Annotated in this window: 13 protein-coding genes; 3 read left to right on the forward strand and 10 right to left on the reverse strand. The window is 32.6% G+C overall.

The window, feature by feature from the left end; genetic code table 11:
* Genes C7447_RS02505 through rnpA form a run of 3 tightly spaced genes read right to left on the reverse strand, consistent with a single transcriptional unit; the run spans window position 1 to window position 3719 of the window.
* Window positions 1-1680: a DUF6909 family protein gene (locus tag C7447_RS02505; protein WP_148868604.1), complete on the reverse strand. Its 1680-nt coding sequence runs from the start codon at window positions 1678-1680 to the stop codon at window positions 1-3.
* 40 nt (window positions 1681-1720) lie between these two features.
* Window positions 1721-3346: a S41 family peptidase gene (locus C7447_RS02510; RefSeq protein WP_148868605.1), complete on the reverse strand. Its 1626-nt coding sequence runs from the start codon at window positions 3344-3346 to the stop codon at window positions 1721-1723.
* On the reverse strand, window positions 3336-3719 hold the full coding sequence (gene rnpA / locus C7447_RS02515) for a ribonuclease P protein component (protein WP_148868606.1): 384 nt from the start codon (window positions 3717-3719) through the stop codon (window positions 3336-3338). Before rnpA ends, C7447_RS02510 begins: the two co-directional genes overlap by 11 nt.
* Before the next feature lie 69 nt (window positions 3720-3788).
* On the opposite strand from rnpA, the gene C7447_RS02520 reads away from it, so the two are divergent.
* Window positions 3789-4967: an acyl-CoA dehydrogenase family protein gene (locus C7447_RS02520; RefSeq protein WP_148868607.1), complete on the forward strand. Its 1179-nt coding sequence runs from the start codon at window positions 3789-3791 to the stop codon at window positions 4965-4967.
* Between the two features lie 545 nt (window positions 4968-5512).
* Window positions 5513-5692 (forward strand): hypothetical protein, encoded by a 180-nt coding sequence (locus C7447_RS02525; RefSeq protein WP_148868608.1) that lies wholly within the window; start codon window positions 5513-5515, stop codon window positions 5690-5692.
* Window positions 5693-5796: 104 nt separating this feature from the next.
* Here C7447_RS02525 and C7447_RS02530 read toward each other — a convergent pair whose 3' ends face one another.
* The 7 genes from C7447_RS02530 to C7447_RS02555 form a co-directional block, all read right to left on the reverse strand.
* Window positions 5797-6339, reverse strand: a complete 543-nt coding sequence (locus C7447_RS02530; protein WP_148868609.1) for a pyridoxamine 5'-phosphate oxidase family protein — start codon at window positions 6337-6339, stop codon at window positions 5797-5799.
* A gap of 134 nt (window positions 6340-6473) precedes the next feature.
* A complete protein-coding gene (glpK, locus tag C7447_RS02535; protein ID WP_148868610.1) occupies window positions 6474-7955 on the reverse strand; it encodes a glycerol kinase GlpK in 1482 nt (493 codons plus the stop codon).
* A 405-nt stretch (window positions 7956-8360) separates the two neighbouring features.
* Complete coding sequence (locus C7447_RS02540; RefSeq protein ID WP_148868611.1) at window positions 8361-9038, reverse strand: response regulator; 678 nt, start codon at window positions 9036-9038, stop codon at window positions 8361-8363.
* Window positions 9031-10542 (reverse strand): tetratricopeptide repeat-containing sensor histidine kinase, encoded by a 1512-nt coding sequence (locus C7447_RS02545; RefSeq protein WP_170245880.1) that lies wholly within the window; start codon window positions 10540-10542, stop codon window positions 9031-9033. Before C7447_RS02545 ends, C7447_RS02540 begins: the two co-directional genes overlap by 8 nt.
* Before the next feature lie 401 nt (window positions 10543-10943).
* On the reverse strand, window positions 10944-11069 hold the full coding sequence (locus C7447_RS15025) for a hypothetical protein (protein WP_262712194.1): 126 nt from the start codon (window positions 11067-11069) through the stop codon (window positions 10944-10946).
* Window positions 11070-11509: 440 nt separating this feature from the next.
* The gene (locus C7447_RS02550; protein WP_148868613.1) at window positions 11510-11806 is read right to left on the reverse strand and encodes a GIY-YIG nuclease family protein; all 297 of its coding nucleotides are present in this window, start codon (window positions 11804-11806) and stop codon (window positions 11510-11512) included.
* A 305-nt stretch (window positions 11807-12111) separates the two neighbouring features.
* Window positions 12112-12642, reverse strand: a complete 531-nt coding sequence (locus C7447_RS02555) for an RNA methyltransferase (protein WP_148868614.1) — start codon at window positions 12640-12642, stop codon at window positions 12112-12114.
* Window positions 12643-12823: 181 nt separating this feature from the next.
* Between C7447_RS02555 and mutS the strand changes: the two genes are divergently transcribed.
* Window positions 12824-15433, forward strand: coding sequence for a DNA mismatch repair protein MutS (mutS, locus tag C7447_RS02560; RefSeq protein ID WP_148868615.1), 2610 nt, complete (start codon window positions 12824-12826; stop codon window positions 15431-15433).
* Window positions 15434-15458: the final 25 nt, after the last annotated feature.

The raw sequence follows: 15458 nt of genomic DNA on the forward strand, positions 1-15458 counted from the left end.
TTAAAAAATTTGTTCTAGTATTTTTAAGGTTATTGCATAGGTTGGAGTTACACCACTCATTCCTAAACCACCAGAAGCAAGTGTAGCTCCAGTTTCTAAAGGGTTATCGGAAGCATAGTATGCGTAACGAACTTTTACATCTTCTCGTATATTACCTCTAATTTTTGAAGCAGATTGAATCGCTTTTTGATAATGAGCTCCTTCCATTTCTAAACCAATTACATTCCATGTAGAATCATGGAAAAATCGTAAAAGGTCTTTATTCTGTAATGATGTTCCAAGTACAGTAACCATGGCGCCGTCAAAAACTTTAACACCATAGCCGTCTAGATCTTCTTTCTTTAATTCGTTTTTAAAAGGATAATTATCTGCGGTTCCTTCAAATATATGAGAAGTCGGAATCATAATATCCCCTTTGCCACCTTCTAAAATACCTGCTTTTCCCATTATTGAAACAGATTCAACATTCAAATGAATGGTTTTATCATTCGTTTTATAAGGTTTTAAAAGCTCATCCATAGTTTCAAAAGCTTGCTCACCAAACGCATAATCCATTACAATAATTACTGGTTTTTCACCTTTAGAGTGATTCTTTATAAAAGAAGTGTTTTCAAAATTAATTTTATCAGTATCAATAATTTGAACATTGATATTCGTACCCGACTTATCTTTTATATAAATTAATCCGTTTTCAGAAGCGTATGTTTTAACAGTAGTTTGTAAATCATTACTATTAATACTACTCAATAATTCGTATAATTCAAATTTTTTACTACTTTTTGCTTCTTTTGGCAATGCATTTGTTGCGTAAATCGAGTTCATTACACTATGCATATTCGCACTGATAATATGTATAGGGCGGTCTATCAAACCATTTTTAAATAAAGCTTTTTTAACATCATCCGCCCACATATCACCATAAATATGATGTCCTATTTCTTCATTCAACACAGAACTGAACCTAATAGAACGTTTATTATCGAAAAGCTCTTCGTTTATTGCTAACTTACCTAACCAGTATATTAGATGGAAAAAACGATCTGGATTTTTATCTGTAGAAAAGTTTTTATGTGCGCTATAGACTTCATCATAAGTTCGTCCTAAAATACTACCTAAATGTACGACTAAAACATCGCGTTCATTGTTCGATATTTGTTTGTTGTGTAGTACGATATCTTCAAGGTGAGCCCATTCTCTAATAGTATCTTTACCGTCATTAATTAAAACACGGTCTTTTATTTTATGAGATTCAATAAATAAGAAGGTGAGATGGGTAAGAATATCATAAATTTCAGAACGTCCACGAGTAATTTCAATGACCATTTGATCTTTATCTATACGATAACAATTTCTCCTTCTTTTAGCAGGAATAATAGGTTTAAAATGTGAATTTCTATATCCTTCATCTGCAGTTAAATTGATGTATTGACATTCTTCAATTCCTTCAGGCAAACGCTCTATTACGTATATAAGGCCGTTTAATTCTGATTTTTCTTCAGCAATAGATCCGTATATCTCTGGTCGAAGTAATAATAATGATTTACGTAAAGTTTCTCCTGAAACTCCCATTGGTTTATAAAATCCACGACTAAATAAGTGACGCATAGAAATATATAATTTCTCAATAGCGTTGGTAGATTCTTGCGCACGAGTGCGTTCTTTCTGTTTTAGTTTTGACATAATTTTTTTAAAACTCAAATATACAAATAATGTGGTGTGCTTATTTGCCTAAAAAGTTATTGTATTTGTTGTTGTTATTAAGTAATTCTGAAGCTTTTTTTATTGCGATATCATTTTTTAATTGATATTGATAAACCCCTTTTTTATAAAAATAACGTTCAATGATTTCGTCTTGTAAAAGAGAAGTTAGAAGATCTTCATTTTTAGTTATTTCAGCGATTTTAAGACTCTTTAATTTTGTAATTAAATGGTTGTATTCTGAGGATATTTTACTGTTATTTTCCTCAGATTCATATGCAGTTATAAATAATTTTTCTTGCTGACTAGTAAACGTAGTATCTTTTGTTATAAGATATTCTTTAAATTGATTAAAATCTGAAGAAGAAAAAGTAAACGTGTCTAAATTTATAGAAGGGTTTTTACGAGCATATTCAGTTGCAAAATTAAAAATAGCTTTAGAATTTAATAAGCGATTTGTTTCTGCTGTTTTTTCAGAAATATCTATTTTAACATCTGGCAATACACCACCACCATCTAAAACCGGACGTCCATTTTCTGTACTAAACTTGTTAACAATCCCATCAGAAAACTTTGGAACCCCTCCTGTTTTAGCATCTCGGTTTGCATAATCTAATTCCTGAATACAACGTCCGCTAGGAGTATAGTATTTAGAAATTGTTGCTTTCATTTGTGTGCCGTAATTAAGTTTAAAATAACGTTGCACCAAACCTTTTCCAAAAGATCGCTCTCCCATAATTACGGCTCTGTCATAATCTTGTAAAGCACCCGATACAATTTCTGAAGCTGAAGCCGAACGACCGTTAATTAAAACTACCATTGGCATCTCTAAATCTAAAGGAGACCTACTTGTATTGTAAGTTCTTGAGTTTTTCTTACTTTTTCCACGAGTGTCCACCACTTTCTTACCCATTGGTATAAATAAATTGGTAATATTTACGGCATCATATAAAGAGCCCCCAGGATTGTTTCTAAGGTCGAAAACTAATTTCTTCATCCCTTTTTCTTTTAATTCCTTAAAAGCTTTGGTAACACCTTCTGTAGCTTTGTAATTGGTAAATTGCGTTAAAATAATATAGCCTGTATCTTCATTTATCATTTCATAAAATGGAACAGGATCCATCATAATTTTGTCTAAGGTTAAATCGAAGGGTATTGTTTTCTCTGCACGTTTAACTTTTAGATTAACAGGAGTGTTTGGACTTCCTTTTAACATCTGAGAAAGTTGATCATCTTCTAAACCTCCAATATTTTGTCCATTTACATTAAAAATTACATCTCCAGCTTTTAAACCAGCTTTGTCGGCAGGGTAACCTTCTTTGATATCGGCAACAACAATTCCTTTTTTTGTGTAAAATGAAGAAATACCTATACCTCCATATTCTCCTTCTCGTCTAATTAAAGCGTCCTCCATTTGCTGCTCATTATAAAAGCGGGTATACGGATCAAGGTTCTTTAAAGTATTGTTTATTGCCTTATTGGTTAAGTCTCCAGGATTAATTTCATCTACATAATTCATATTCAGGGTTTTGAATAGGTTGTTGTAGATTTCTATTTGTTTGGCAATTTCGAAAAAACGCGATTGAAAAGAGAAGGAAACAGTTATGAGTGCAACCAAACTCAAAATCAGTATTTTTTTAGCTTTCATCTTTTTTGATTTCTTCAATAAACAAGGTTAATAATTTCTTCATTTTATGCTCAATATCAGCATATTTCCATTCATCTTTTGCAAGATAAGAAATCATAAACACATAAGGTTTCTCTAGGGCGTCATATACCGTGTATTTTTCTTTTCTGTAAGTTTCACGAAGTAGTCTTTTAATACGATTTCTATCTACCGCACGTTTAAAATTTCGTTTTGGTACAGAAACACCCACTTGCGCAGGGTAACCTGAAGTATGTTCGGTTTGTAAATACACCATTCGCAAAGGAAAAGCTTTTACAGATTTTCCTTCAGTATAAAGCCTACCAATAAGTTTTCGGCTTTTTAATCTTTCTTCTTTTCCTAAGGTGTATTTCATCAATACAAACATACATAAACTAACGGGAATAACGGTTTTTTTGGTTATTTTTGAACAAAACCAAATCACATGAAACCCGACTTATTCCAAGCTCCAGATTATTATAATATTGATGATTTATTATCCGATGAACATAAACTAGTTCGTAATTCTGCAAGAGATTGGGTTAAGAAAAATTTGTCGCCAATTATAGAAGAGTATGCGCAACGTTCTGAATTTCCAAAAGTACTGGTAAATGGTTTAGCCGAAGTTGGTGCTTTTGGTTCTTACATTCCTACGGAATATGGCGGAGCAGGATTAGATCAAATTTCATACGGATTGATTATGCAAGAACTCGAAAGAGGCGATAGTGGAATACGTTCTACGGCATCTGTACAATCATCCTTGGTAATGGGACCTATTTATAACTATGGAAATGAAGCACAACGCAAGAAATATTTACCAAAATTAGCTTCAGGAGAATGGATAGGTAGTTTTGGACTTACAGAACCTAACCACGGAAGTAATCCTAGTGGAATGGAAACGAAGTTCAAAGATATGGGCGACTATTATTTGTTAAATGGTGCAAAAATGTGGATTTCTAATTCGCCAATTTGTGATGTCGCAGTTGTTTGGGCAAAAAATGAAGAAGGAAGAATTCACGGTTTAATTGTAGAACGTGGAATGGAAGGTTTTTCTACGCCAGAAACTAAAAATAAATGGTCGTTACGTGCCTCCATAACTGGAGAGTTAATTTTTAACAATGTTAAAGTTCCGAAGGAGAATTTATTACCTAATAAATCGGGTTTAGGAGCGCCTCTTAAATGTTTAGATGCTGCGCGTTATGGAATTTCTTGGGGAGCTATTGGTGCTGCGATGGATTGTTATGATACAGCACTTCGTTATGCGAAGGAACGTACTCAATTTGGGAAACCGATAGGTCAGTTTCAGTTACAACAAAAGAAATTAGCGGAAATGATTACTGAAATAACGAAGGCTCAATTATTAGCGTGGAGATTAGGAACGCTAAAAAATGAAGGTCGAGCTACGTCTGCTCAAATTTCTATGGCAAAACGTAATAATGTAGATATGGCGCTGAAAATTGCGCGAGAAGCACGTCAAGTATTAGGAGCTATGGGAATTTCTGGTGAATATTCTATTATGCGCCATTCGATGAATTTAGAAAGTGTGGTTACTTATGAAGGAACTCACGATGTTCACTTGTTAATAACAGGTTTAGATATTACAGGATTGAATGCGTTTAAGTAGTGGTTTCGCTATCGGTTCAGCTATGAATCGTTTCGTTGTTTTAGTATAAATTTAATAAAATAAGCGAATTTTAGATCGTTCTGTTGATTTTCCTGAGTGGGAAAATTCACCAGCAATGCTTTAGGTTTTGTTACCTTTTATTGCGTCATGTACAGCCATTTTTTAGCCTGTAGTTATCAACCTCGTAATTGATTAAGTCTGTCACAGTTTAAAATCCAAAGTATTATTTTCAGTCGTTTTATTCCGTAAAGATTGTCAGCAACGAGATTGGAAATCCTCCGTTTTGATTCAGTAGTTTTTCTCTGATTTTATTTCTTAAATTCTACTTTTAATCATTTTTTTCTGTCTATTTTGAGTCATTAAATCTACAATTATTGAAGGTTATCTTTAGTTTTCAAAATTGATTTTAAGCAATAAAAGGCAGGTAATTTGATAAAAATTTATTATTTTTAGATTTAATAAGAATTCTTTCGCGAGAAGATAGACATTAACCTTGAAATGTCTTTAAAATGTTCAAGGATTTAATCAATTTAATCATTATTATTATGAAAAAACAAATTTTAAACCTAGGAAAAAGATTAAGTAGAGAAGATCAACAAGAAATTAAAGGAGGATTTCCATTTATAGATTGTGACCAATTTTGTAATATTAGTGGGAATAATCCAGAATTTTATTTACAGGATCAATTGAAATATGGTCTAGATTGGTCTCATTGTGTTTGTTAACATTGAGGATGTAATGCTTTAATTAATATGGAAATATATTGATATGATAGCCATCGGCTTAAAACGGTGGCTATTTTAGTTATAGATTTAATAATCAAGATAAATTAAACATCAATACCAGTCGGCAATCCATCAATACTTTGGGTGTTTTTCTCTTTCCAATAGTCTTCAATACCGTCTTTTCCTTTTTTAATTGCCCATTCGTTTAGTTCTTCGCGTTCACCTTTGTATTCGTAAAAAGGGATAGACATTCCGCAGGAAGTTTGTGCACTTTCCACGGTTACATCAAAGATTTGTCGTGCTCCTGGAGTTTCTGGTAATAAAGAGGCCAACTCTTCCCAGTTTTTATCTTTTGGTTTAACTTCTTTAGCTTTTCCATAGATACGAAGAATGTTTGGGGTCCCTTCAAAAGCACATAGCATTAACGTTATTTTACCATTTTGATTTACATGAGTAGCAGTTTCATTTCCACTTCCAGTAACGTTGAGCCAAATCAATCTATTTTGTTCAATTACACGCAAACTATCCATTCCTTTGGGTGATAAATTAATTCGACCTTCTATAGGAGCAGTTGCTACAAAAAATATTTTTTGTTCTTCAATGAATTTTTGAAGTCTCGGAGTTATTTTATCGTAGAATTTTGACATATTGTTTTATATTTATAATGTCATATTGAGTAAGTTTTACTGTTGAAAACGTAAAATTTGTATCGAGATGTCTAGTTCTTGATACATTTTTGTTATGTTGTCACTTCACAAAAAAAACTCTAACAGACACGTTTTTAATCTATCCAATCTTTTGTTCTTTCCACGGCTTTTAGCCATTTTTTGTACAATATATCTCTTTTTTCCGATGAAAAGGAAGGAGAGAATTTTTTATCTATAGCTTTTTGCCTTGTTATATCTTCTTGTTTCCATAAGCCCACACAAATTCCAGCTAAGTAGGCACAACCCATTACTGTGGTTTCAATAATTTCTGGCCGCAGAACTTCTACACCTAAAATATCTGCTTGAAATTGCATTAAATAATTATTTGCACATGCACCACCATCAACTTTTAAAGATGTTAAAGGTACTTCAGCATCTTTTTGCATAACGTCTAAAATATCTTTGGTTTGATACGCAAGCGAGTCTAAAGTGGCTTTTACCAAGTGATTTTTACCTGTGTCACGAGTTAATCCAAACACAGCACCGCGTGCATACATATCCCAATACGGAGCCCCTAAACCAGCAAAAGCAGGAACTACATAAACAGGATTTTCACCTTCAACTAATTTTGCCAATTTTTCAGTGTCTTTAGCATTGTTAATGATTTGCAATCCGTCTCGTAACCATTGAATGGCAGAACCCGCTACAAAAACACTTCCTTCAAGAGCATAATATACTTTGTTGTCAATTCCCCAAGCAATGGTAGTCAACAGTCCATTTTTTGAATATTCGAGAGTTTCACCGGTATTCATTAGCATAAAGCATCCTGTTCCGTAGGTGTTTTTAGCTTCTCCTTTTTCAAAACAAGCTTGTCCAAATAAGGCAGATTGTTGGTCGCCTGCAATTCCTGCAATGGGAATCATATTTCCGTCTAATTCATAATTCCCGAAATGAAAAGAAGAGGGTTTTACTTCAGGTAGCATCGATTTAGGAATGTTTAATTCTTTTAATAATTTTTCATCCCAACATAAGTTTTTAATATCGAATAACATGGTTCTAGAAGCGTTGCTATAATCTGTTGCATGAACTTTTCCATTCGTTAAATTCCAAAGTAACCAGGTATCGATGGTTCCAAATAGTAGGTTTCCTTTCTCAGCTTCTTTTCGAGCTCCCTCTACATTATTGAGAATCCAATTAATTTTGGTTCCAGAAAAATAAGAATCAATGACCAAGCCAGTTGTTTTACGAACGTGATCTTCCAAACCTCGTTTTTTGAGTTGTTGACAAAAATCGGCAGTTCGCTTGTCTTGCCAAACAATGGCGTTGTATATGGGTTTTCCTGTGCTTTTATTCCAGACTACTGTTGTTTCTCGTTGATTGGTAACACCAATACCCACAACTTCCGAAGGAGAAATACTTGCTTTAGCCATTGCTTTTTTAAGCGTAGCTAATTGTGTTTTTAATATTTCTTCCGGATTATGTTCCACCCAACCCGAATGCGGAAAAATTTGCTCGAATTCTTGTTGTGCCAACCCAACAATTTGTCCGTTTTCGTTTATAATTACGGAACGAGAACTTGTAGTCCCTTGGTCTAGCGCGATAATATATTTTGCCATTTTAGAAAATAAAAAGACAATTTACAATTTAATGTGGTGGCAATAAAAAAAACCTTCTAGATAAATTTATCTAGAAGGTTTACTAATCCCCTTTTTTTCGTTTTTATCCGTGTCGATTAATTTAATCCCCATTAATTAATTAAACGGAAGAGAACAAGTCAAAAGTAAAGTAAATTTTTAATATTAAAAAAGGGATTTCCGCAAATAAAAGTGTGATTTTCCGCAGTTTATAGTTTAATAATCAAAGAAAAACCTCCCAAACAAATTTGCCTGAAAGGTTTTCTTTTTTTTTTTCTTCAAGTAATCTTCCCCAAAATTACTAACAAAGTATGATGCAAATTTATCAGTTTTATAGGTAGTGATAAAATGGTTTACCGCAGAAAAAAGTGTGGATTTCCGCAATAATTAATCTAATATTCCTAATTCTTTAGCTTTTAACACTAAGTCTGTATTATTTATAGCTTGTAAATCGGCACGAAGTTTGGCTAATTTATTTTCTATTGCTCTTATTTTCAATAGACTTCCGTCACTTTTGGTAATGATTCCTTCCATATTACCAATCTTTGCGTGTTTTGGCAATTCTTTTAAAATTTGGATAGCAACATCATCCATTTGAATTTCTACCAAGGCTCTTTTTAAGATTTTCTGATGAATTTCATGTGTGTAATACACCTCGTTTGCCAACATTTTTTGAATGGCAAAATTTAATTCGGCGGTATCGCAATTTCCTTTTAAAATATAGGCAGATGGATTTAGATTGTGAATAACACTATAAACCCGGTTCGTTTCAGAATGACCAGTAATAACACCAATTTTTATGGGAATTTCTTCTTTTTGAAGCATTTTTATAAAAGACTCTCCACTGTCTATAAGAGAGTTCTCATCAGCATTATCAAAACTTAAATCGGTAAAAACAATTTGAAAAGGATTGTTTTGTAAACATGTTTTTATTTTCGAAAAAGCCTCGTCGCACGAATTTGCAGTTTCAATTTCTAAATGAGGAATATCTTTAAGGTAAGAAAGAATTCCTTCTAATATCAACTGATGATCATCAACAATCAGTATTTTTATTTTGTTAGGCATTTATAGGTATTTGGATAGAAGTTTTGGTTCCTTCACCCACCTTACTTTCAATAGTAAGAGTTCCGTTTAACTCTTCTACACGTTCTTGTAGGTTGTGTAAACCAATTCCTTTTTTACTAATTTTGGTATCAAAACCTATACCATTATCAGTAATACTCAAAAATACAAATTTTTTAGCGATTGAAAGATCAATTATAATTTTAGTTGCTTGTGCGTGTTTTTGGCTGTTTTGTATGCTCTCTCTTATACTTAAATACAGTAGTCGTTTTATAGCGTTGTTTATGGCAGACCAATCGTAATCTTGTAATCCGTTTACTTTTATTTTTAAATCTAACGAAAAATAATCGCTCACTAAATTAATAACTTGATCTTTAAACGAAACTTTGTCAAAATTTACACTACTTAATTGATGCGATAAATTACGAACGTTTTCTTTTACCATTTCTAGCTTTTGTGCTTCTTCTATAAGTTGCGATTTCTCTAATTTTTGATGTAACATTCGCAAATCACCCGCAACTTCGTCGTGTAACGATTTTGCAATTTGTTGGCGTTCATGTTCACGGGCTTCAGCTCTTTGTAATTGTGCTTGGTATAGTTGTTTTCTACGTCTTAACACAAAAAAGGAAACACTTAATGCTAAGGCGAATAAACACGCTGCTGCAAATAACCAACCAATTGTTTTTTGCTGTTTATGACGTACTATTTCTATTTGTTTTTTTTCATTCTCGGTTTTTAAAACAACGTTTTCCTTTTCTTTTTTATCGGTTTCGTACCTAATTTTTGCAAACTGGTTTTTTAACCTACGCTCTTGTTGAAATAAACTATCATTAAGCTGTATGTATTCTCGTAAGTATTGCCTTGATTGTTTGCCCGTTGTGAGTTCTGAAAGTAATTCCAGAGCTTCTAAAGTTCGTTTGTTATTATGGGCTTGTCTAGCGTATTTTAAAGCTTCGTTAACGTGGTAGAGTGCTTTTTCTTTTTGATTAAAACTTTTGTAATAATCTGATAAATTAATATTAATAGTACTTAATTCTTTAAAATCTTTAAGTTTACTTCTTATTTCTAACACTTCGTAATATTGTTTTAAGACATTTTTTTTATTTCCTGATAAAAAATTACTGGCGGCCAAGTTTTCTAATAAAAAAGCATATTCTTTAGGGTATTTTTCTTTAATATCATCGAATTTTAACCCTTTTTTAAAAAACTGAATAGCTTTTTCATGTAATTTTTGTTTTTGATATAATAAACCTAAATTATTAAAAACACGAATGTATCCCAGTTCTTGTTTTTTATAGTCTTTATTTAATTTACTTATTTTGTATGCTTTTTTATAGTATGATATAGCTTCATTTATCTGATTTAATTCTTCAGAAGCCAAACCTAGGCAGTTATAGACACTTTCTAAAAAATTAAAAGCTTGAATAGGCTTCAAATATTTTAATGATTCGATTGATGAAATTTCACTACCTAAAAAATCTTTAGCATCTCTTTGTATTACAGCCATACTAAGAAATCTTTTACCTATTTCTAGTGAATCATTTAAAAGCAAGGAAATGTTTTTTGATTTATTATAATAATAATAAGTACTATCACTATTAAATTTAATTCTATGAAGTAAAGCTTTATAATGAAAATATTTAGCTAAAACTGACAAATCTTGATTTTTTTTATATAAAAATAATAATTGATTTGTTGTTTTGTTTAGAGTTATTGAATCATTATTAAAATATGCTTCTAGTCCCTTTTTAATAATACTTTCTTTTGAAGAAAGAGCTATTTCTTGAGAGAAGATAGAAAAAAAACTAAAAAAAAACAGGAATCTTAAAAACATTTTATAGATAATATAAAACCATCACAAGAGTGATGGTTTTGTAGCTTATTTAAATAAAAATGATTAGCTCATGATTAACCACCTTCACCATCACCACTTGTTCCACTACCTCCAGTATTGTCGTCACCTCCGCCAAGGGTCTCTGTTCCTTCAGGGTTTAAAATCATTGCTTGTTCTTCTAAGGGATTCATTTCTTTCATTTTCTTAATTTTTAAAAGTTAATATAATCTGAGCTAAATGTACTGTTTTATTCTAATTTACTCTAAAAAACAAAATAATTTAACATTAGTTTTACATTGTTGTTGTTAAAAGTTAAATTTTGGTATTATTTATTTAATAAATAAGGTTTTTTATTGAGAAATTTATTTATAGCTTTAAAAACAAGTTAGAAAAATAGAACGCCTCATTGCTTTTTTTAGCCCGTCATTGCGAGGGCAGCGAAGCAATCTTTCGGTTTTGAGTTCTCAATAGAGAGATTACTTCGTCATCCTTCCTAGTAATGACAATTGCTTGATGTTTTCATTTTTTAAAGAATTATATTTTACACGTCATTGCGAGGGACGAAGCAATCTGTTAGTTTCGAGTTCCCAATTAAGAGATTACTTATTACTTCGTCATCCTTCCTCATAATGACGTTAGGTTAAACATTAAACAACCAACCTTCAGATAAATCTTTCCAATCAGGATTTTCTTTATTTATTAAATCTTCTTTTCTTTTTCTATTGCCAGCTTTTAATTGCTTTTCTCGAGCTATAGCTTCCGTTATCGATTGAAAAGTTTCATAATAAACTAATTTGTTGCAATTATATTTAAAAGCAAAACCTTTGTATTTACCTGTTTTATGTTCGTAAATTCTTTTAATTAAGTTTGAAGTAATTCCAATATAAATGACAGTGTTGTTTTTATTGGTTAGAAAATAAACAGAAGGAGTTTTCATGCATACAAATTACTAAAATCCCACGTCATTGCGAGCGCAGTGAAGCAATCTTTCGGTTTCGAGTTCTCAATAGAGAGATTACTTCGTCATTTCACTCCTCGTAATGACGATTGGTTAATTGTTTTTCGTTTTTTGAAGGAATTTATATTTTTTACGTCATTGCGAGGGACGAAGCAATCTGTTTAAGGTTATCGAGAGTTTTCATATTGATGTCAGTTCGAGTGATTTTATGAAGTAAAACGGAATAAAATTGTATCGAGAACAAGCTCATAGGTTCCTGCCTTCGCAGGAATGACAATTTATTTTTAAGCTCTCATTTTAGAAAACAAATCCCAAAGCACCACACCACAACTTACTGAGATATTCAATGAATGTTTGGTTCCTAATTGTGGGATTTCAAGACACATATCAGAAGCAGAAACTACGTTTTGTTGTACGCCTTTTACTTCGTTACCAAAAACCACAGCGTATTTTTGGTTCGATTTAGGGATAAAGGTATTTAGCATAGTACTGTTTTCAGCTTGCTCAATAGATAGTACTTTTACATTGTCTGCTTTTAGTTTTTCAACCAAAGTCAACGTGTCTTCTACATACTCCCAATCTACCGATTCGGTGGCACCTAAGGCCGTTTTATGAATTTCTTTGTTGGGTGGCGTAGCCGTGATACCACACAGGTAAATTTTTTCGATTAAAAAAGCATCCGAAGTTCTAAAAACTGAGCCCACATTATTCAAACTACGAACATTGTCTAACACCACAATAATGGGTGTTTTTTCAGTTTGTTTAAACTCATCAACCGTTATTCTTCCTAACTCGCTATTCTTCAGTTTTCTCATGCTTGGGCAATCTTTAAATAATTATGGTGAGATTACTTTGTTATTGTTCCTCATAATGACGATTTTTTTACGTCATTGAGAGGAAAAGGAAGCAATCTGTTCATCAAATAATTAAATGAATTATTTAACAACAATAACACTTTTCATATCTTCGCAAAACTAACCCAAAAAATCCAAAAACTTGGCAAAAACAAAGGCAAAAAAGGTTACGCCATTAATGAAACAGTACAACGGAATTAAAACAAAATATCCTGATGCGATGTTACTGTTTCGAGTGGGCGATTTTTACGAAACCTTTGGAGAAGATGCGGTAAAAGCATCGGAAGTTTTAGGAATTATTTTAACAAAAAGAGGTGCAGGAAGCGAAAGCGAAACAGCTTTGGCAGGTTTTCCGCATCATTCGTTAAACACCTACTTACCTAAGTTAGTGAAATCGGGTCTTAGAGTTGCAATTTGCGATCAGTTAGAAGACCCAAAAATGACGAAAACCATCGTAAAACGAGGTGTTACTGAGTTGGTAACTCCTGGAGTTGCGTTAAATGATGAGGTATTACAATCGAAAACGAATAACTTTTTAGCAGCGGTTCATTTTGGGAAGAAATTGCTAGGAGTTTCTTTTTTAGATGTTTCTACAGGAGAGTTTTTAATCGCGCAAGGAAACGAAGAATACATAGATAAATTATTACAGAATTTTGCTCCGAGTGAAGTTTTGGTACAAAAGCAAAATAAACAGCGGTTTTTAGAATTGTTTACCAACCGTTTTCATTCCTTTTATTTAGAGGATTGGGTGTTTCAAAAAGACTACGGAAACGAAGTTTTAACCAATCATTTTAAAGTTAACAACTTAAAAGGTTTTGGTGTTGATGAATTAGAACAAGGCATTGTTGCTGGTGGTGCAGCAATGTATTATTTATCGGAAACACAACACAATAAAATTGAGCACATACAATCTGTTGGAAGAATTGCAGAAGATAAGTATGTTTGGATGGATCGATTTACCGTTAAAAATCTAGAGTTGTATGGTGGAAATTCGATCAATTCGGTTTCGTTGTTAGATATTATCGACAAAACCATTTCGCCAATGGGCGGACGTTTATTAAAACGTTGGTTAGCCCTTCCATTAAAAGATATTGAGCAAATACAACAACGCCATGAGTTGGTGAAGTTTTTAATTGACAAAGATGATTTTTTAGAAACGGTTACCTATCAGTTAAAGCAAATTTCAGATATAGAACGCTTAATTTCTAAAGTGGCTACAGGTAAAGTTTCTCCTAGAGAAGTAGTGCTGTTGAAAAACTCACTTAAAGCAATTTTGCCGATAAAAACTTCTGCAGAGAAAAGCAAGAACAAGGCAGTTCAAGAGTTAGGGAAACAGCTCAAGGATTGTAAAGAACTAATTCATAAAATTTCGGAAACTGTTTTTGATGATGCTCCTGTAAATATTAACAAAGGAAATGCAATTGCAAGTGGGGTTTCTGATGAATTAGACGATTTACGAGGTATTTCTAATTCAGGAAAAGAATATCTCGATAATATGTTGGCTCGAGAAACTGAGCGAACGGGAATTACGAGTTTAAAAATAGCTTTTAATAACGTTTTTGGGTATTATATAGAAGTAAGAAATACCCATAAAGACAAAGTACCCAAAGAGTGGATTCGTAAACAAACTTTGGTAAACGCAGAGCGTTATATTACAGAAGAACTTAAGGAATACGAAACCAAAATTTTAGGAGCGGAAGAGAAAATTCAAGCCTTAGAAGTTGAGATTTTTGCTAAGTTGGTTCAATACATTATCGGTTTTGTACAGCCTGTGCAACAAAACGCACAAGCGATTGCAAAAATTGATTGCTTATTGTCGTTTGCCAAATTAGCGATAGATAACAATTATGTGCGTCCGATTATTGATGAAAGTACGGATATTGAAATAAAAAATGGCCGTCACCCAGTAATTGAAAAACAATTAGCAATAGGTGAAGAATATATCGCCAATGATGTGGTGCTGAACAATAATCAGCAGCAAATTATAATGATTACGGGTCCGAATATGTCGGGTAAGTCAGCTATTTTACGTCAAACCGCATTGATAGTTCTGTTAGCACAAATGGGAAGTTATGTGCCTGCACAAAATGCGCGTATTGGTATTGTAGATAAGATTTTTACGCGTGTTGGAGCAAGTGATAATATTTCGATGGGAGAATCGACCTTTATGGTGGAGATGAATGAAACAGCGTCTATCTTAAATAACATTTCGGATCGTAGTTTGGTGTTGTTAGATGAAATTGGACGAGGAACGTCTACCTACGACGGAATTTCCATCGCTTGGGCCATTGCTGAATATTTACACGAATATCCTGCGAAGGCAAAAACGTTGTTTGCTACACATTACCATGAGCTAAATGAAATGACCACCACGTTTGAACGTATTAAAAACTTCAACGTTTCGGTAAAAGAATTAAAAGACAGTATAATCTTTTTAAGGAAATTAATTCCGGGCGGAAGTAATCATAGTTTCGGAATTCACGTAGCAAAACTAGCAGGAATGCCTAGTATGGTAATTCATAGAGCAAATAAAATTTTAAAAGAATTAGAAGACTCTCATTCACATAAAGAAGTTAAAGAGGTTCTAAAAGATGCGCAACACGAAGAAATGCAAATGAGCTTTTTTCAGTTAGATGATCCATTATTAGAAGACATTCGAGAAGAAATTTTAGCAACTAATATTGATGCGCTTACACCCATTGAAGCATTGATGAAGTTGAACGAAATTAAACGAATGTTGGTGAAGAAGTAGCCGTTCATCAAATAATTTTTCACCT

Source organism: Tenacibaculum adriaticum, assembly GCF_008124875.1.
In the GTDB taxonomy this organism is placed as follows: domain Bacteria; phylum Bacteroidota; class Bacteroidia; order Flavobacteriales; family Flavobacteriaceae; genus Polaribacter; species Polaribacter adriaticus.